We start from the raw sequence: 18564 nt of genomic DNA on the forward strand, positions 1-18564 counted from the left end.
GCAATTGGCGCAGCTGACGCTGATCAGCTGGAATGACACGGATATCCCTGCCCAATCGGGCCCCGGCTGACGCCACCTGTCACGCCTGAACAGCGAGGACCAGCGGAAACACCGCGTCAGCGCCGGCCCGTCGCAACAACCGGGCCGTCACGGCGAGCGTCCATCCGGTGTCCGAGAGATCGTCCACGAGCAGCACGGGGCCGTGTGCCTGCGCCAGGGCCTCGGCCAGCTCGGTTCCCACGACGAGCGTCTCGTGCAGTGCCCGGACACGATGCGCGCTGTTGGTCTGCGAGATCCGGATTCCGTCGGCCTCCGGGGCATGGCCGACGCTGCCGAGGAAGGGCATCCGCCCGACCTCCGCGATACGGCTGCCGAGCGACTGGACGAGCTGCGGCCTGCTGTGCGAGGCGATGGTGACCACACCGACCGGCCGGGGCACGGCGTCCACCGCGCCGGATGCCCAGCCGCCGGGCCCCTTGGCCCAGTCGGCCAGCACGGTGACCACCGCGTCGACCACATCGTCAGGCACCGGTGCGTCCGGTGTCTGCGGCGCCAGCATGGGGCGCAGCCTGTTGCCCCAGCCGATGTCGGACAGTCGCCCCAGCGCGCGTCCGGTGCCGGACAGCTCCCCCGCTGGGATACGGCCCTTGAGATCGACGCCCACCGCGGCGAGACCGGTCGGCCACATCTTGCGCGGCTCCACCTCCACACCCGGCCTTCGGAGCTCACCCTGGGCGGTGTCCAGCGCGGCCGAGGAGACGCCCTGGTCGAAGCGTGCGCCGGCGCAGTTGTCACAGCGCCCGCAGGCGGTCGCCTCCTCGTCGTCGAGCTGGCGGCGCAGGAACTCCATCCGGCAGCCGTCCGTCGTCGCGTAGTCGCGCATCGCCTGCTGCTCGGCGGCCCGTTGACGGGCGACCCAGGCATAGCGTTCCGTGTCGTAGATCCAGGGCTCTCCCGTGGCGACCCAGCCGCCCTTGACCCGGTGGACGGCCCCGTCGACGTCGAGGACCTTGAGCATGGTCTCCAGCCGCGTGCGCCGCAGGTCGACCAGGGGTTCCAGGGCGGGCAGCGAGAGCGGGCGGCCTGCCTGGGCGAGTACGTCGATCGTGCGCCGGACCTGCTCCTCCGGCGGGAAGGCGACCGAGGCGAAGTACTGCCAGATCGCCTCGTCCTCCTTGCCGGGAAGCAGCAGCACCTCCGCGTGCTCGACACCGCGGCCCGCACGGCCCACCTGCTGGTAATAGGCGATGGGGGAGGAGGGCGAGCCCAGGTGCACGACGAATCCGAGGTCGGGCTTGTCGAATCCCATGCCCAGCGCGGAGGTTGCCACCAGCGCCTTGACGCGGTTGGCCAGCAGATCGTCCTCCGCCTGCTGACGGTCGGCGTTCTCGGTACGGCCGGTGTAGGAGGCGACGGTGTGCCCGCACTGACGGAGATAGGCGGTGATCTCCTCTGCCGCGGCGACCGTCAGGGTGTAGATGATCCCGGATCCGGGCAGCTCTTTGAGGTGATCGCCGAGCCAGGCCAGCCGGTGGGCGGCGTTGGGAAGCTGCAGCACGCTGAGGCTGAGGCTCTCGCGGTCCAGCGGACCGCGCAGCACGAGGGCGTCCGTACCCGCTCCGGTGCCCAGCTGCTCCGCGACGTCCGCTGTCACGCGGGCGTTGGCGGTGGCGGTGGTCGCGAGCACCGGTACGCCCGAGGGCAGATCGGCGAGCATGGTCCGAAGGCGCCGATAGTCGGGGCGGAAGTCATGGCCCCAGTCGGAGATGCAGTGCGCCTCGTCGACCACGAGCAGCCCGGTCGCGGCGGCGAGCCGCGGCAGGACCTGGTCCCGGAAGTCCGGATTGTTGAGCCGCTCCGGGCTGACCAGCAGCACGTCCACCTCTCCGGCGGCCACTTCGGCCTGGACGGTGTCCCACTCCTCGGTGTTGGACGAATTGATCGTGCGGGCGCTGATACCGGCTCGGGCCGCGGCCGCGACCTGGTTGCGCATCAGCGCCAGCAGGGGCGAGACGATGACGGTCGGACCGCTGCCCTGCGCCCGCAGGAGCGAGGTGGCGACGAAATACACGGCTGACTTGCCCCAGCCGGTCCGCTGGACGACCAGCGCTCTGCGCTTGTCGGCGACCAGCGCCTCGATGGCTCGCCACTGATCCTCGCGCAGCCGGGCGGTGCCGGAGGCGTCCCCGACGAGTCGGGCCAGTACGGAGTCGGCCGAAGCCCTGAGCTCTGCGCGGTCTGCGTTGGTCATGCCCCCATGCAACCCGATGGGTACGACAAACCGCGAACGACCGCGCTGACCCTGTGGATAACTTATCCACAGGGGGTCGCGGATTCTTGTCCGGCACGAGACCGTCATCCCATGAACAAGCACCACGAATCCACCGGTCCCTCCGACGAGCAGCAGATCACCCTGCGAGGCCCGGCCGAACTGGCCGATGCCCTCCCGTATCTCATGGGATTCCATCCGAACGACAGCGTGGTCATGGTCGCCCTGCACGGTGGCCGGGGCCGCTTCGGCGGGCGGCTCAGGCTCGGCATTCCGCAGTCCGCGCAGGAGTGGCCGTCGGTTGCCGAGCAGCTCGCTGAATGCCTGATCAAGGGGAGCGAGCGGCGTGGCGACCGGCCCGACGCGATCGTCGTCTTCCTCTGCCAGGATCCGGCGGACGGAGAGACCGGCAACCAGATCATGGAGCGGCTTCGGCCCTTCGCCCAACGGCTGCGCACCGCCTGTGGAGCACTGGACGTGCCGGTGCTCGAAGCGCTCTGCATCTCCGCCGACCGCTACTGGTCCTATTGCTGCCCCGATGCCCGGTGCTGCCCGGCCGACGGCACCCCGCTGGCCGTGCCCGGCACCTCGGTCATGGCGGCGGCAGCTACCTACGCGGGCGTTCAGGTACGGGGATCGCTGCGCGAGATGGAGGCGAGGCTCACGCCCCTCGCGGCTACCGCGAGCAGCGGGCAGCAGCAGGCGCTCGACCGGGCGGGGTCCGCGCTGCTGCCTAAGCTCCTGGACGAGGAGGGCCGCAAGGAGGTCGGAGGATCGACGCTGAGGCTCGCCCGGCAGCTCATGAAACGCCTCGAGGAGGTACCGACGGCGATGCCCTCGCTGTCCGACCTCAACGACGACCGGCTGATCAGCCACGAGGAGGCCGCCGCGGTGATTCTCGGCCTCCAGGACCGCGAGACCCGCGACAGGGCCGCCGAGTGGATGGAAGGTCCCGAGGCCGAGTCCGCGCTGAGGCTGTGGCGGGCGCTGTCCCGCCGCTGTGTCGCGCCGTACGTGGAGCACGCGGCGGCCCCGCTCACGCTGGCGGGCTGGGTCGCCTGGTCCACCGGGGACGAGCCAGCCGCGCGGGTCGCGCTGGGCCTCGCTCTGCGGCTGGATCCCGGGTACACATTCGCCCAGCTGCTGCACGAGGCCTGCAACCAGGGCCTCGATCCGGAGACGCTGCGACGCTGCCTGCGCGGCGAACGCGCCACAAGGACAGTACGGCGTGGCCACGGCACGGGACGGGTCGCGGGGGCCCGTTCCGTACGGGCGCAGGCAGCCGGGCGGCGCCGGACGCGGCAGGGTTCCACCAGGCCCGGAGCGGCGCCCGACCGGCGCCGCGCAGGACTGCCCCGGACGCAGGGCCGCCGGGGGTCCAGGACCCGTCGATGACGGCGGACGCGGTGCGGGCGCCCTGCTCCTGGTCGTACCGGAACAGATGCGACGTGACGACCACCGGACACGGCGCGGGCGCCCTGCTCCTGGACTCCGAGGCACGGGGGAGCACGGGACGGAGCGCCGTCGGAGCGTCCCGGCCGGTGCCGGGACGGACGAAGAGCGCGACGAAGGGAGTGTTTATCGTCAGGCAGACGACTATGATCACGGCATGCCGCCCTACGACCCGTCGACCTTCCCGCCCTTCGCCGTCACCGTCGACCTGGTCGTGCTCACGGTCCGCCGTCACGCGCTCTGCGCGCTGGTGGTGCGCCGAGGTGAATCGCCGTTCCAGGGCAGGTGGGCGTTGCCCGGCGGCTTCGTCAAAGCCGATGAGGACCTCGGAGCGGCCGCGGCGCGTGAGCTCGTGGAGGAGACCGGGCTCTCCGCGCACGACCCGGCGGTTCCCGCTGTCGGGAACGGTGCTCACCTCGAACAACTCGCCACCTACGGGGACCCGGGGCGCGATCCGCGGATGAGGGTCGTCAGCGTCGCCCATCTCGCGCTGGCCCCCGACCTGCCGGCGCCCCGGGCGGGCGGGGACGCGAACGGTGCCCGCTGGGCACCTGTCGGTGACCTGCTCGGACCCGAGGGCGGATACGGCCGCGACGGTGAACACCCGGCGCCGTTGGCCTTCGATCACGCGCGGATCCTGGGCGACGGTGTGGAGCGGGCCCGCTCCAAGATCGAGTACTCCTCGCTGGCCACCGCTTTCTGCCCGCCGGAGTTCACGGTCGGGGAACTGCGCAGGGTGTATGAAGCGGTCTGGGGCGTCGTGCTCGACCCGAGGAACTTCCACCGCAAGGTGACAGGCACGCCCGGGTTTCTGGTGCCCTCCGGCGGCACGACCACCAGGCAGGGGGGCCGTCCCGCGCAGCTGTTCCGGTCGGGCGCGGCCACCGTACTCAACCCGCCGATGCTCCGGCCCGAGGTCTGATCCCCCTGCCGCGGGGCGAGTCCACACCGATGCCGTACGGCCGATGTGCCTCCGTACCCGCGAGGCATGCCCGTACATGGTGCGTGTTCGTGTAACCGAATGCCCGGTCAACCGACGCGCGCCCGTGCAGCCGGTGTGCCCGCATGCCGGATGCACGGGCCGCCGGGATTCGAGCGGAGTGAGGCCGGAGCGCCGTAGACGCAGAGTTGCGCAGAAAGTCTTATATGTCGGGTTATCTTTCCGTGGTACCCACTGCCGTCGAGCGGTCTCACCTCGTGCGAGAGAAGCGATGCTCCAGGCCATCGGACTCACCAGCGCCCGCCACCGCGGACTTCAGCCCGCCGTGGACGACCTCACGTTCGAAGCCGGCCCCGGCTGCGTCACCGCCCTGCTGGGCGCGCCGGGCTCCGGCAAGACCGCGGCCCTGCGACTGATGCTCGAACTGGATCCGGGCCGGGGGATCACCTACTTCCGAGGCAGAGCGCTGCACCGCGTCGCGCAACCCGCCCGCGAAGTGGGAGTGGTCCTCGGGGACGTACCGGGCCACCCGGTCCGCACCGCCCGGGGGCAGCTCCGCATGCTCTGCGCCGCGGCGGGCGTCCCGGCGTCCAGAGCCGACGAACTCCTCGACACCGTTGGCCTCGCCGGGCTCGGCGACCAGCGCATCGCCTCGCTCTCCCCGGGCATGGACCGCAGGCTGGCCCTCGCGTCCGCGCTGCTCGGTGACCCGCACACGCTCATCCTCGACGAACCCGCGGAAGGCCTCGACGTGCGAGAGGCCGACTGGCTGCACGGGGTGCTGCGATCCCATGCGGCCAGGGGCGGCACCGTGCTGTACACCACCAGCGACGCCAAGGAGGCCGCGAGGGCCGCGGGGCAGGTGGCGGGGCGCGTGGTGTCCATCGACGGCGGACGGCTCGTCGCGGATCAGGACGTCGTCGAATTCGCGCGCACCCGGCTCCGCCCCCGCGTCGCGGTCCGTTCCCCGCACGCCGCCCGGCTCGCCGCGGTCGTCAGCCGCGAGGCAAGGGCGGCCCGGCGCTCCGTCGAGGTCGTCACCGAGGCGAGCAGCAGCCGGCTCTCCGTCTACGGCAGCAGCTGCGCGGAGATCGGAGACACGGCGTTCCGGCACGGGCTTCCCGTTCACCAGCTCGCGGACGAGGTCGGAGACATGGGCCCGGCCGTCAGCCACGTGGTTCCCGGAGGCCCCGCCCGCCGCGAGAACGGGGCAGACGGGAACGGACTGAGCGAGGCAGAGGCCGCCGGGACCGGTTCGGACGGGCCAAATCCCGTCGGATCAGGTCCCGACAGGGCAGTTACCGCCGGCCCCGACCCCGGTAGGGCAGAGGGCTGCTCACCGGCCCCCAACGCCGCAGGGCCGGATCTTCCGCCGCCGATCAGGCGGCGTCCCGCCCGTGGTCCGCTGCGCCCGGTGCGTTACGAACTGCGCCGGCTCTTCGGGGTCAGGACCACGGCACTGATCATGGCCGTCGCCGTGGTCGCGTCGGCCGGGATCTCCGTGCTGCTCGCCCGCGACGGCCGTACGCCGCTGCCCAACGTGCTTGCCGCCTGGCCGTCCCTGCTCCCGCTGCCGCCCGCCGCGATCTGCGCCGGGCTGCTCGGGGCGCTCTCCTTCGGTGACGAGTTCCGGTATCCCGCGCTCGCCGCCGGCCGTGGCACCGTACCCCGCCGCCTCGGGCTGCTTCTTGCCAAGCTGGTGGTGTCCGCAGGCGTGGCCCTGCTGCTCGCCCTGCTTGTCGTAGTGGCCTCGGCGGCGTCTCTTCGTCTCGTGTACGGCAGCGACTTGATCCGGATCCCGCAGAATGTGATGTCGCTGGGCGTGAGTTGGTCGGGCCTGACCGTCGGCTGTGCCTGGGCCGGACTGCTGGCCGCCGGAATCTTCCGGGTGACGGCGGCGGGTGTGGCCGCGGTGCTTGCCGTTCCGGTGCTGATGGTTCCGCTCGTCCAGCGGATGCCGAAGGCGCCGACCGCTCGTTCGATGACCGGACTTCCGGGGCGGCTGCGGGAACTGGCGTGGCCGCACTGGCCGCACGAGACGGACCGGTGGGTGCTGGCGGCGATGCGGGTCGTGGCCCATCCGGTGGGGACCGCATTGACCCTGTCGTTGTCGGTCCTGATCTGCGCGTATCTGTTCACCAGCGTTCGCGGCAGGGTGCGTTGGTGATCGCACGGCGGCGCCGGAGCGCCAAAAGTCCCACAACTCCATTTGAAATGCCCGTTTTATACCACTAAGGCGTCAATTGGGAAGCGGGTGCCGATCACCCTTTCGTGTGCTTTTCACCAAAGACCTCAAGGGGCGGCTGAGCCGCGCCGACAAAGGATGCGTGAGTACCCTTGCGCACACCATGATGACCGCCGCCCGCACTGCCGACTCCGGCCTCGCCGGCTCGGGCGAACTCGACCGTTACCCCTACGCGGACGCGCCGGCCGGCGAGCGTGCCGCCATTCGTTCCTGGAGCGGTACCGACAATGAGCTCGGCAGGGTGGGTCGGCGGGGATCGGCCAGCCGCGGCCGAGGCCTGCACGGCCAACTTGTCCAGCAGCTCGGACAGATGATCGTTTCCGGCGACCTGGGCGCGGACCGCCCCCTGGTGCCGGAGGAGATCGGTCAGCGATTCGAGGTCTCCCGCACCGTCGTACGGGAGTCGCTGCGTGTGCTGGAGGCGAAGGGGCTGGTGAGCGCCCGGCCCAATGTGGGTACCCGGGTCAGGCCCGTCAGTGACTGGAATCTGCTCGACCCCGACATCATCGAATGGCGTGCCTTCGGCCCGCAGCGCGACGACCAGCGTCGTGAGCTGAACGAGCTCCGGTGGACGATCGAGCCGCTGGCCGCCAGCCTCGCTGCGGGCCATGGCCGGGATGATCTTCAGCAGCGCCTCGTCGACATGGTCGAGATCATGGGGCACGCGCTCGGGCAGGGCGACGTGATCACCTGCGCCCGTGCCGACGCCGAGTTCCACGCCCTGCTGATCCAGGCCGCGGGCAACCGCATGCTGGAGCACCTCTCCGGCATCGTTTCCGCAGCCCTGCATGTCTCGGGTGGGCCGGTGACCGGTTGTGACCGCCCGAACGAGGGATCGCTCGGCCATCACGCGCGGATCGTCGACGCCCTCGCGTCCGGTGACTCCGCGGGCGCCGAATCGGCCATGCGTCAGCTGCTCACGGTTCCGCTGGAGGTGGAGACGGAGTCGGCCGAACCGGTGGTCCCCGCGCCGCGCGAGCAGCACTGAGCGCGGCACCGGGCGGGTGTGCCGGCCGTGTGCCGCCGGGCCCCCGCGGTCCGGCGGCACAATTGTGGGGGGATGTCGCCCCTGGTCGCGTTCGCCGGAAATGGGGTGTGACTCGGGCCACGCGGATTGGGCGTAACACTCCTCGAAACAGCGCGATGACTTAAGAGGTGACCGCCGCGGAAGGAATACAGCAGCCATTCAGTGTGCTGTGCAGTTCTGAGGCATAGCCCGCGCCGTTGGCACATTCCCAGCCGACGGTCGTCGGTTCAGCCCTCTCCTGGGCCGGGCCGGAAGCCGTTTCCATCGTTCCGAGAGGTTGTTCGTGTCGGCCAGCACATCCCGTACGCTCCCGCCGGAGATCGCCGAGTCCGAATCTGTGATGGCGCTCATCGAGCGGGGAAAGGCTGATGGGCAGATCGCCGGCGATGACGTGCGTCGGGCCTTCGAGGCTGACCAGATTCCGCCAACCCAGTGGAAGAACGTTCTGCGCAGCCTCAACCAGATCCTCGAGGAAGAGGGTGTGACGCTGATGGTCAGTGCCGCGGAGCCGTCGAAGCGCGCCCGCAAGAGCGTCGCAGCCAAGAGCCCGGTCAAGCGCACCGCCACTAAGACTGTCGCGGCCAAGACGACCGTGACGCGGACCGTCGCGGCCACCGCCGCCCCGTCCGCCGAGACCGTGGACGTGGTGGCCGATGACGCCACCGCGGCCGCCCCTGCGAAGAAGGCGGCAGCCAAGAAGACGGCTGCCAAGAAGACCGCCGTGAAGAAGACGGCGGCCAAGAAGACCGCGTCGAAGAAGGCCGGCAAGCAGGACGACGAAGCCCTCGACGGCGATGACGCGGCCGAGGAAGTCAAGGCCGGCAAGGGCGAGGAAGAGGAGGGCGAGGGCGAGAACAAGGGCTTCGTCCTCTCCGACGACGACGAGGACGACGCACCTGCGCAGCAGGTCGCCGTCGCCGGCGCCACGGCCGACCCGGTCAAGGACTACCTGAAGCAGATCGGCAAGGTCCCGCTCCTCAACGCCGAGCAGGAGGTCGAGCTCGCCAAGCGCATCGAGGCGGGCCTGTTCGCCGAGGACAAGCTGGCGAACTCCGACAAGCTCGCGCCGAAGCTCAAGCGCGAGCTGGAGATCATCGCCGAGGACGGCCGCCGCGCCAAGAACCACCTGCTGGAGGCCAACCTCCGTCTCGTGGTCTCGCTGGCCAAGCGGTACACCGGCCGCGGCATGCTCTTCCTGGACCTGATCCAGGAGGGCAACCTCGGTCTGATCCGCGCGGTCGAGAAGTTCGACTACACCAAGGGCTACAAGTTCTCCACGTACGCCACCTGGTGGATCCGGCAGGCGATCACCCGCGCCATGGCGGACCAGGCCCGCACCATCCGTATCCCGGTGCACATGGTCGAGGTCATCAACAAGCTCGCGCGCGTGCAGCGCCAGATGCTCCAGGACCTGGGCCGCGAGCCCACCCCGGAGGAGCTGGCCAAGGAACTCGACATGACCCCCGAGAAGGTCATCGAGGTCCAGAAGTACGGCCGTGAGCCGATCTCCCTCCACACCCCGCTGGGTGAGGACGGGGACAGCGAGTTCGGTGACCTGATCGAGGACTCCGAGGCGGTCGTCCCGGCCGACGCGGTCAGCTTCACGCTCCTCCAGGAGCAGCTGCACTCGGTGCTCGACACGCTTTCCGAGCGTGAGGCCGGTGTGGTCTCCATGCGCTTCGGTCTGACCGACGGACAGCCGAAGACGCTGGACGAGATCGGCAAGGTCTACGGCGTGACGCGTGAGCGCATCCGCCAGATCGAGTCCAAGACCATGTCGAAGCTGCGTCACCCGTCGCGTTCGCAGGTGCTGCGCGACTACCTCGACTAGGTCGGGGAGTACCCGGAACGAGGGCTCGCATCCCATGGGGATGCGAGCCCTCGGCCTATGTGGGGGTGCGGATCGGCGTCGGCGCGATGACTCTGGGTAGGCATGGTCCATCACAGAGTCAGGAGTACCTATGTCCCGTATCGTCGTCCGCACCATGACCGGGGCGCTTGCCCTCACTGCCGCCGCGGCCGTGATACCGCTAGCGTCCCCCGCCTCGGCGGTCGCGGACAGCATCGTCATCGGGGGGCAGCCCGCCCAGGTCAAGGACAGTCCGTGGGTGGTGGCGCTCTCCAGCCGCAGCCGGTTCGGGGATGCCCGCGCCGGCCAGTTCTGCGGCGCCGTGGCGGTGGGGCCGAAGAAGGTGCTGACAGCCGCGCACTGCCTCAGCCGTGAGGCGCTCGGCACCGATGTCGGCCAGGTGCGCGATCTGCGGATCATCTCCGGCCGGAACGAGCTGAACGGTTCCGGCGGCAAGGAGATCGCGGTGAGCGGGACGTGGGTCAACCCCGGGTTCGACGCCACCACCAACAGCGGGGACGTCGCCGTGCTGACCCTCGCCGAAGCACTGCCCGAGCAGGACGTGATCCCGATGGCCGAAGCCGGTGACGCAGGGTACCGGGCGGGTACCGCCGCGGTCGTCTACGGCTGGGGTGACACCACGGGCAACGGTGACTACGCCTCGTCACTCCGGTCCGCGAACGTGAGCATTCTGCCGGACAGCTCGTGCGAGGAGGCCTACCCGGGCGGCAGGAACGGCACGTACGAGGCCTCAGCGATGCTCTGTGCGGGCGAACCGCAGGGCGGGTACGACGCCTGCCAGGGCGACAGCGGAGGGCCCCTGGTGGCCCATGGGCGGCTTGTGGGGCTGGTGTCCTGGGGGGCCGGCTGCGGCCAGGCCGGGAGCCCCGGCGTCTATACGCGGATCTCCGCCGCCATCGGGTGGATGGCGGACGCCGACTGACGTCACCGGCTCCGGGTACGAGAACGGGCGGCTCCCTCCGGTGGAGGGAGCCGCCCGTCGGTCGGTACAGGACCGGCCCCTGGCTCGTCGTGGATGCGAGGTGTCAGTGTTGTTCCTCTTCGGCGGCTTGGGCCTGCACGGCCGTCAGTCGGTCCGTCTCATCCTGTATTTCCGCGGCGATCTTCTTGAGTTCCGGCTCGAACTTGCGACCGTGGTGGGCGCAGAAGAGCAGTTCACCGCCACTGATCAGGACGACGCGCAGGTATGCCTGGGCGCCGCAACGGTCACAGCGGTCTGCTGCGGTCAGCGGGCTCGCGGGGGTCAGAACAGTAGTCACGTCGCCTCTTCTCTAGCTCGACGAGCTGTCGTACCAGGGTCAACATCCAACCAGGCCGAAAACGTTCCCGCTCGTGGCTTTTCTTCGAAACTTCTTCTCAGGAAGGCTGTCTGTTGCCGGTTCGCGGCGAATGTGCCGTATTGCGTGGCGCTACGGTTTCGCGTTGCTTGTCTTTGGTCGGTCCGTCCGACCGGCTGGCTTGCCGGCTTGTTCATGAGGACGTGCCCGGAGCCTAAATGGTTCATGCCTGGAAGGGAACGTGATGTGCACGTCACTCCGACGAGGGATCGAACGTGTATGCGAAGCTGGACTAGTGTGAGGGTTCTCCTAGGGTGGCGTTACACCCGCTCTACCAGGCCTCGGTACCCTCTCAGCGGCAACCGAAGCCGAGCCCGTTACCCACTGGGCCCCAAATGAAATTCAGCGAGGAGCGAACCGCGTGACCGCCGATACGTCCGTGCCGTCCACTGCGCTGCTGACCGGAGCAGACCAAGACGGTTCCAACTACACCGCGCGGCATCTGCTCGTACTCGAGGGGCTCGAAGCGGTTCGCAAGCGCCCCGGGATGTACATCGGGTCCACCGACAGCCGCGGCCTCATGCACTGCCTCTGGGAAATCATCGACAACTCGGTCGATGAGGCCCTCGGCGGCTACTGCGACCACATCGAGGTCATCCTCCACGACGACAACTCCGTCGAGGTCCGTGACAACGGCCGGGGCATCCCGGTCGACGCGGAGCCCAAGACCGGCCTGTCGGGCGTCGAGGTCGTGATGACCAAGCTGCACGCCGGAGGCAAGTTCGGAGGCGGCGCGTACGCCGCCTCCGGCGGTCTCCACGGCGTGGGCGCCTCCGTCGTGAACGCCCTCTCCGCCCGGCTCGACGTGGAGGTCGACCTCCACGGCGCGACCCACTCGATCAGTTTCCGCCGCGGGGTCCCCGGCATCTTCACCGAGCAGGGGCCGGACAGCCCCTTCGACCCGGCCAACGGGCTGCTCAAGGGCAAGCGGGTCCCGAAGACACGTACCGGTACGAGGGTGCGGTTCTGGGCCGACCGGCAGATCTTCCTCAAGGACGCCAAGCTCAATCTGGACACGCTCTACCAGCGGGCCCGCCAGACGGCCTTCCTCGTCCCCGGCCTCACCATCGTCGTGCGCGACGAGCGAGGCGTGGACGGAGAGGGCAAGACGGAGGAGACGTTCCGCTTCGACGGCGGGATCAGCGAGTTCTGCGAGTACCTCGCCCAGGACAAGGCGGTCTGCGACGTTCTGCGTCTGACGGGGCAGGGCACGTTCAAGGAGACCGTGCCCGTGCTCGACGACCGCGGCCACATGACGGCGACCGAGGTCACCCGGGAGCTGGTCGTCGACATCGCGATGCGCTGGGGCACCGGCTACGACACCACCCTCAAGTCCTTCGTCAACATCATCGCCACGCCCAAGGGCGGCACTCATGTGAGCGGTTTCGAACGCTCGGTGACGAAGACGGTCAATGAAGTGCTCCGCTCCGCGAAGATCCTTCGCGTCGCCGAGGACGACATCGTCAAGGACGACGCCCTGGAGGGCCTCACCGCGGTCGTGACCGTGCGGCTGGCGGAGCCCCAGTTCGAGGGGCAGACCAAGGAGGTGCTCGGCACCTCCGCGGCCAACCGGATCGTCGCCAATGTCGTCGCCAAGGAGCTCAAGGCGTTCCTGACGTCCACCAAGCGCGACGCGAAGGCCCAGGCCAGGGCCGTCCTGGAGAAGGCGGTGGCAGCCGCCCGCACCCGGATCGCGGCCCGTCAGCACAAGGACGCGCAGCGCCGGAAGACGGCTCTGGAGTCCTCCTCGCTGCCCGCGAAGCTCGCCGACTGTCGCAGTGACGACGTCGAGCGCAGCGAGCTGTTCATCGTGGAGGGCGACTCCGCGCTCGGCACCGCCAAACTGGCCCGGAACAGCGAGTTCCAGGCTCTGCTGCCGATCCGGGGCAAGATCCTCAACGTTCAGAAGGCATCCGTCTCCGACATGCTGAAGAACGCCGAGTGCGGCGCGATCATCCAGGTCATAGGAGCAGGGTCCGGACGGACCTTCGACATCGACGCCGCGCGCTACGGCAAGATCGTGCTGCTGGTCGACGCCGATGTGGACGGCGCCCACATCCGGATTCTGCTACTGACGCTCTTCCAGCGGTACATGCGGCCGATGGTCGAGGCGGGGCGGGTCTTCGCCGCGGTGCCTCCGCTGCACCGGATCGAGCTCGTCCAGCCGAAGAAGGGCCAGGACAAGTACATCTACACGTACTCCGACAACGAGCTGCGCACGCGCCTGCTGGAGCTCCAGCGCAAGAACGTCCGGTACAAGGACTCGATCCAGCGCTACAAGGGTCTTGGCGAGATGGACGCCGACCAGCTGGCGGAGACCACGATGGATCCGCGCTTCCGCACCCTGCGGCGGATCAACATCGGTGATCTGGAATCGTCCGAGCAGGTCTTCGATCTGCTGATGGGCAACGAGGTGGCACCCCGCAAGGAGTTCATCACCAGCTCGGCGGCCACGCTGGACCGCTCGCGCATCGACGTCTGAGCCCGCGGCCCCGCGGGACCGGCCCGTTCGACCGGCCCACGCGACACCGGAGCCGTCGTCTCCACCCCTGGGTGGAGACGACGGCTCCACCCACGTTCAACCCCTGAGCCGATCCCCTGACCTGGCTGTTTCCGTAGCGTCGGAGTCGCAGAACTTCCCGCTGATCGGAAATTCGGAGGCTTCCATGCCCGGGCTCGTCAACGTCCTGGTGATCGTCGCGGTCATCGCTCTCGTCGTGGTCCGCCAGTGCTCGGCCCGCCGGATCTCCGGCGACCGGCGCTGGTGGGTCCTGCCCGGCATCCTGCTCGTCATGGCGCTGCGCGAGCCCGGACTCGTCGACCGGGACCACGAGATGCTCTCCATCGTCATCCTGGGAGCCGAGTTGGTCGTCGGGCTGGTCACGGGCGCGGGCTGGGGGTGGACGGCCCGGCTGTGGCGCGGGGAGGACGGCTCTCTCTGGAGCAAGGGGACCAGGGCCACGGCCTACGTCTGGACCGGGGGCCTGGCACTGAGGGTGGCCCTCTACGGGGCGGCCGCGGCGCTGGGCGTACATCAGGGCAGCTCCGCCCTGATGATGGCGCTCGCGGTGACGCTGCTGGTGCGCAGCGGGGTGCTGGCCCTGCGGGCCGCGGGGATACCGGCGTCGTACGGTGATACCGCTGACCGCGCGCCGTTCCGGCAGGCATGGAAGGACCGTGTGTGACCCCCGCTTCATGGACGAGCTGGCCTTCACGGGAGGCTCTCTCGCGGGAGAAGCGCACCCGTCCGCGGGTCGCCATCGCGTGGTCCGTACGGGCCGGGCTGCTCACGGTGATGCTCTGGGGGACGTTCACGGGCGGGCTGTTCGAGCCCTGGGAGATCGCGGTCGGCCTGATCGGCGTGTTCGGCTGCGCGGTGCTCGCGGTGGCCTTCTTCCGGGTCAGCCTGGAGAACCGCCTCTGGCTTTCGCTGGGCACGCTCGCCCTGCTGATGCTGGCGGCGTTCGGGGCGCAGGAGGCCGGGGCCACGGTGCCGGCGGTGGTGCTCTGGTGCGGTTGTGCGGTCACGGCTCTGGAGCGGCTGCCGCTGGTCGCGGGGATCCCGTCCACGGCGGTGGCGCTGGGTGCGTACGCCGTGGTGGACACCGACAACTGGCCGTCCACGGCGGTGACTACGGCCGGGCTCTGCCTCGCGGGCTACGTACTGCGTCTGGACGCCGAGGCCCGGGGAAGCGCGGCGCGGCTTCTCGCGCAGGAGCGGGCCGCGAGGGTGGCGGAGGCCGCGACGGCTGCTCTGGACGAGCGGTCCAGGATCGCCCGGGAGATCCACGACGTGCTCGCCCACAGCCTCTCCGCGCAGCTGGTGCACCTGGAGGCGGCGCGGCTGCTGATCGAGAGGGAGCCTGCGGGGGAGTTCCGGGACCAGGTCCTGCAGCGGGTGGTCGCGGCCCGCTCCATGGCCCGTGAGGGGCTTGCGGAGACCCGCCAGGCGCTCTCCGCCCTGCGCGGCGAGGTGTCGCCGGTGGAGGACTTCCTGCGGCAGCTGGTGGCGGCCGAGCCGGCCGAGGTCAGGGTGGAGGGGGAGCGCCGGGCGCTGACCGCCGAGGCCTCGCAGGCGGTGCGGCGCGTCGCGCAGGAGGCGCTGACCAATGTCCGTAAGCACGCGCCGGGCGCAAGGGTGCTCATACGGCTGGAGTACCTGCCGGACGGAATCGCCCTGGAGGTAAGCGATTCGGGCGGCAGAGGTCCTGAGGGCGACCTCGCTGTCAGTGGCTCCGGATACGGTCTGCTGGGAATGCGGGAGCGCGCCGAACTGCTCGGCGGCACGCTGGAGGCCGGTCCCGGCGAGGAGGGGTTCGTGGTGAATCTGCGGGTGCCCGCGTGACCGCGCGGGTGGTGGTGGCGGACGACCAGTCGGTGGTGCGCGAGGGAATCGTCATGCTGCTGGGCCTGCTGCCCGGGATCGAGGTGGTCGGATCGGCGAAGGACGGGGAAGAGGCCGTCGCCCTGGTGGCCGAGCGCGCCCCGGACGTGGTCCTGATGGACCTGCGCATGCCCCGCTGCGACGGTGTGGAGGCGACGCGCCGGATCCGCAAGAACCATCCCGCCACCCAGGTCGTCGTGCTCACGACCTTCGCCGAGGACGATTCACTCTTCCCGGCACTCCGGGCGGGGGCCCGCGGCTACCTCACCAAGGACGCGGGGGGAGACGAGATCGTGCGGGCCATCGAGGCGGTGCTCTCGGGCGAGGTCGGGCTCTCGCCCGCCGTGCAGCGCCGGCTGCTGGAGGAGGTCACCACGGGGCCGTTGCCGCCGGCCGCGGGTGCTGAGCCGGAGCTGCCCGACGGGATGACCCCGCGCGAGGCGGAGGTGCTCGTCCTGATCGCCGACGGGCTGTCCAACGCGGAGATCGCCCGCAGCCTGCACATCTCGCAGGCCACCGTGAAGAGCCACATCAACAACCTGTTCGCCAAGGCGGGGCTCCGTGACCGCGCCCAGGCGGTCCGCTATGCGTACGTTCGGGGGCTCGCACAGCCGCCCGGCACATCCTTCACCTGAAGAGGTGAAGTCTCGCGAATGAAGTGCCCGGGATCTTCCCGATCTGACCATTCTTGGGTACGCGGCCGAAGTGGTCCGTGGACAAGGGGAGTTGTTCGGTGGAGAAGGAAGCAGGGCGCGAGTCCGCAGCGGTGCGATTCGACGACCCTTGGTACGACGCGCTCGCCTCCGGCTGGGGGGAACTGGACGGTACGGGAAGCTTCGCGCCCGCCGGGACCGCTGATTCCGTGGTGCCGCAGCGTGGCCACAGTGCGGCGGACATCTATCTGGAGGTGCAGCGCAGCGAAGCCTTCCAGGAGGTGCGGCGCCGGTACCGGCGCTTCATCGTCCCCGCCACCCTCGCGTTCCTCGTCTGGTACCTCGCCTACGTGGTCATGGCGGTCACCGCGCCCGGCCTGATGGCAAGACCCGTGGCCGGTGCCGTCAACGTCGCCATGGTGGCGGGACTCGGACAGTTCCTCACGACGTTCCTGCTCACCGGTGCGTACGCGCGGCACGCGCGGCTGCGCAGGGACCGGGCCGCGCTCGATCTGCGCTGGGAGACGCAGGAGATGACGCGGGGGGCCGGGCGTTGAGCGGCAATCACCAGACCCTGGCGCTCCTGCTGTTCAGCGTCTTCATCGCCGTGACACTCGGCATCACCACCTGGGTGAGCCGCAACAGGCACGGTTCCGCGGAGGAGTTCTACGCCGGCGGTCGGCTGTTCTCGCCCATGGAGAACGGTTTCGCCATCGCGGGCGACTACATGTCGGCCGCGTCCTTCCTCGGCATCTCCGGTCTGATCGCCCTCTTCGGCTACGACGGCATGCTCTACTCGGTCGGCTTCCTGGTCGCCTGGCTCGTCGTGCTGCTGCTCGTCGCGGAACTCGTCCGTAACTGCGGCCGGTTCACCCTGGCCGATGTGGTGGCGGCGCGGATGGCCGAGCGGCCGGTCCGGATCGCGGCGGGGACGTCCTCCGTCACGGTCTCCGTGCTCTACCTCGTGGCGCAGATGGTGGGCGCGGGCAGCCTGGTGGCGCTGCTGCTCGGCGGCACGAGCGGTGCCGCCCGGTCCTGGACCGTCATCGGCGTCGGGGCGCTCATGGTGATCTACGTGTCGCTCGGCGGCATGCGCGCCACCACCTGGATCCAGATCGTGAAGGCCGTCCTGCTGATGGCGGGCACGATCGTGCTCACCGTGCTCGTCCTGGTGCACTTCCACGGCAATGTCAACGAGCTGCTCAACTCCGCCGCCGACCGCAGCGGCAACGGCAAGAAGTTCCTCTCGCCCGGCCTCCGGTACGGCGGTACCTGGACGGCACGCGTCGACTTCATCAGCCTCGGCCTGGCACTGGTGCTCGGCACGGCCGGCCTGCCGCACATCCTGTCGCGGTTCTACACCGTGCCGACCGCCCGTGCGGCCCGCCGGTCGGTCGTCTGGTCCATCGGCCTCATCGGCAGCTTCTACCTGATGACGATCGTGCTCGGATTCGGGGCGGCGGCACTGGTCGGCACGGCGGACGTACGGGCCTCGAATCCCGCCGGGAACACGGCTGTTCCCCTGCTGGCCCTGGTGCTCGGCGGTGGCGAGGGATCCACCGGGGGAACGATTCTGTTCGCCGTCGTGGCCGCCGTGGCCTTCGCGACGATCCTGGCCGTCGTCGCCGGAATCACGCTGGCCTCCTCGGCCTCCGTCGCCCACGACCTCTACGCCTCGCTCCGTCGCCCGGGTTCCAAGCAGCGCAGCGAGGTCGCCGTGGCCCGGGTCGCAGCGGCGGGGATCGGGGTGGCCGCCATCGGACTCGGCCTGCTCGCCCAGGACCTGAACGTGGCCTTCCTGGTGGGCCTGGCCTTCGCGGTCGCGGCATCCGCGAATCTGCCCGTGCTCCTCTACTCGCTGTTCTGGCGGAACTTCACCACGCGCGGTGCGGTCTGGTCGGTCTACGGAGGTCTGATCCCCGCCGTGCTGCTCGTCGTCCTCTCCCCGGTCGTATCGGGCAGCTCCAGCTCGCTCTTCCCCGGCGTGGACTTCCAGCTCTTCCCGCTGGAGAACCCCGGTCTGGTCTCGATCCCGCTGGGATTCCTGGCCGGCTGGATCGGTACGGTGACCTCGAAGGAACCGCCGGACGCGGCCAAGCACGCGGAGACCGAGGTCCGTGCGCTGACCGGAGCCGGCGCCGTCTGAGGTCTTTGGTCTGGATCAGGGGCCTTTCGTCTGGATCAGGCCACATCGGGGATCCGCCCGTCCGGGAGTGGCCCGTGGGACCAACGATCCGGCCGATCCGGCTGGGCGGCAGCGCGCTGTGCGACGGCCGGTGGAGGGGCGCCCGCCCGGTCGTCGAGTTGTGCGGTGAGGGGTGCCGGAAAGAGACTGGCGGCGGGTACGGTGACGCTGTTGGCGATGGTCGGCCCGGATGAGCTGTACC

Annotated in this window: 14 protein-coding genes; 12 read left to right on the plus strand and 2 right to left on the minus strand. The window is 69.9% G+C overall.

Going from position 1 to position 18564, the window contains the following annotated elements; genetic code table 11:
- Positions 1–79 precede the first annotated feature (79 nt).
- Positions 80–2251 (minus strand): RecQ family ATP-dependent DNA helicase, encoded by a 2172-nt coding sequence (locus tag OG892_RS30455; RefSeq protein ID WP_371630760.1) that lies wholly within the window; start codon positions 2249–2251, stop codon positions 80–82.
- 111 nt (positions 2252–2362) lie between these two features.
- Between OG892_RS30455 and OG892_RS30460 the strand changes: the two genes are divergently transcribed.
- From OG892_RS30460 to OG892_RS30485, 6 genes are all read left to right on the plus strand, one after another.
- The gene (locus OG892_RS30460; RefSeq protein WP_073737707.1) at positions 2363–3664 is read left to right on the plus strand and encodes a DUF4192 domain-containing protein; all 1302 of its coding nucleotides are present in this window, start codon (positions 2363–2365) and stop codon (positions 3662–3664) included.
- A 214-nt stretch (positions 3665–3878) separates the two neighbouring features.
- On the plus strand, positions 3879–4643 hold the full coding sequence (locus OG892_RS30465) for an NUDIX domain-containing protein (protein ID WP_073737706.1): 765 nt from the start codon (positions 3879–3881) through the stop codon (positions 4641–4643).
- Positions 4644–4932: 289 nt separating this feature from the next.
- Entirely contained in the window at positions 4933–6828 is a 1896-nt protein-coding gene (locus OG892_RS30470; protein WP_073737705.1) for an ATP-binding cassette domain-containing protein, read from the plus strand.
- Positions 6829–7009: 181 nt separating this feature from the next.
- Positions 7010–7894 carry a FadR/GntR family transcriptional regulator gene (locus OG892_RS30475; RefSeq protein WP_274535163.1) on the plus strand — a complete coding sequence of 295 codons (885 nt, stop codon included), beginning with the start codon at positions 7010–7012 and terminating at the stop codon, positions 7892–7894.
- A gap of 322 nt (positions 7895–8216) precedes the next feature.
- Entirely contained in the window at positions 8217–9764 is a 1548-nt protein-coding gene (locus OG892_RS30480; protein WP_073737783.1) for an RNA polymerase sigma factor, read from the plus strand.
- Positions 9765–9894: 130 nt separating this feature from the next.
- Positions 9895–10725: a trypsin-like serine protease gene (locus tag OG892_RS30485; protein WP_073737703.1), complete on the plus strand. Its 831-nt coding sequence runs from the start codon at positions 9895–9897 to the stop codon at positions 10723–10725.
- A gap of 103 nt (positions 10726–10828) precedes the next feature.
- Here the strand turns inward: OG892_RS30485 and OG892_RS30490 are convergent, their stop codons facing one another.
- A complete protein-coding gene (locus tag OG892_RS30490; protein ID WP_024489001.1) occupies positions 10829–11062 on the minus strand; it encodes a hypothetical protein in 234 nt (77 codons plus the stop codon).
- A 439-nt stretch (positions 11063–11501) separates the two neighbouring features.
- Between OG892_RS30490 and OG892_RS30495 the strand changes: the two genes are divergently transcribed.
- The 6 genes from OG892_RS30495 to OG892_RS30520 all read left to right on the plus strand — a co-directional run bounded on the left by OG892_RS30495 (position 11502) and on the right by OG892_RS30520 (position 18323).
- Positions 11502–13622 carry a type IIA DNA topoisomerase subunit B gene (locus OG892_RS30495; RefSeq protein WP_073737702.1) on the plus strand — a complete coding sequence of 707 codons (2121 nt, stop codon included), beginning with the start codon at positions 11502–11504 and terminating at the stop codon, positions 13620–13622.
- Between the two features lie 184 nt (positions 13623–13806).
- Positions 13807–14325 carry a DUF1453 domain-containing protein gene (locus OG892_RS30500; RefSeq protein ID WP_328865200.1) on the plus strand — a complete coding sequence of 173 codons (519 nt, stop codon included), beginning with the start codon at positions 13807–13809 and terminating at the stop codon, positions 14323–14325.
- Complete coding sequence (locus OG892_RS30505) at positions 14322–15485, plus strand: histidine kinase (RefSeq protein ID WP_328865199.1); 1164 nt, start codon at positions 14322–14324, stop codon at positions 15483–15485. Before OG892_RS30500 ends, OG892_RS30505 begins: the two co-directional genes overlap by 4 nt.
- On the plus strand, positions 15482–16159 hold the full coding sequence (locus OG892_RS30510) for a response regulator transcription factor (RefSeq protein WP_073737699.1): 678 nt from the start codon (positions 15482–15484) through the stop codon (positions 16157–16159). Before OG892_RS30505 ends, OG892_RS30510 begins: the two co-directional genes overlap by 4 nt.
- Positions 16160–16290: 131 nt before the next feature.
- Positions 16291–16734 carry a DUF485 domain-containing protein gene (locus tag OG892_RS30515; protein ID WP_328868343.1) on the plus strand — a complete coding sequence of 148 codons (444 nt, stop codon included), beginning with the start codon at positions 16291–16293 and terminating at the stop codon, positions 16732–16734.
- Positions 16731–18323, plus strand: a complete 1593-nt coding sequence (locus OG892_RS30520; RefSeq protein WP_073737697.1) for a cation acetate symporter — start codon at positions 16731–16733, stop codon at positions 18321–18323. Before OG892_RS30515 ends, OG892_RS30520 begins: the two co-directional genes overlap by 4 nt.
- Positions 18324–18564 lie beyond the last annotated feature (241 nt).

Origin of the sequence: Streptomyces sp. NBC_00341 (assembly GCF_041435055.1) — a bacterium.
Classification (GTDB): domain Bacteria; phylum Actinomycetota; class Actinomycetes; order Streptomycetales; family Streptomycetaceae; genus Streptomyces.

Bases quoted from the DNA above. Each gene is read 5' to 3' on its own strand.
- OG892_RS30475 (WP_274535163.1), top strand. From the start codon at position 7,010: ATGATGACCGCCGCCCGCACTGCCGACTCCGGCCTCGCCGGCTCGGGC.
- OG892_RS30460 (WP_073737707.1), top strand. From the start codon at position 2,363: ATGAACAAGCACCACGAATCCACCGGTCCCTCCGACGAGCAGCAGATC.
- OG892_RS30500 (WP_328865200.1), top strand. From the start codon at position 13,807: ATGCCCGGGCTCGTCAACGTCCTGGTGATCGTCGCGGTCATCGCTCTC.
- OG892_RS30465 (WP_073737706.1), top strand. From the start codon at position 3,879: ATGCCGCCCTACGACCCGTCGACCTTCCCGCCCTTCGCCGTCACCGTC.
- OG892_RS30485 (WP_073737703.1), top strand. From the start codon at position 9,895: ATGTCCCGTATCGTCGTCCGCACCATGACCGGGGCGCTTGCCCTCACT.
- OG892_RS30470 (WP_073737705.1), top strand. From the start codon at position 4,933: ATGCTCCAGGCCATCGGACTCACCAGCGCCCGCCACCGCGGACTTCAG.
- OG892_RS30455 (WP_371630760.1), bottom strand. From the start codon at position 2,251: ATGACCAACGCAGACCGCGCAGAGCTCAGGGCTTCGGCCGACTCCGTA.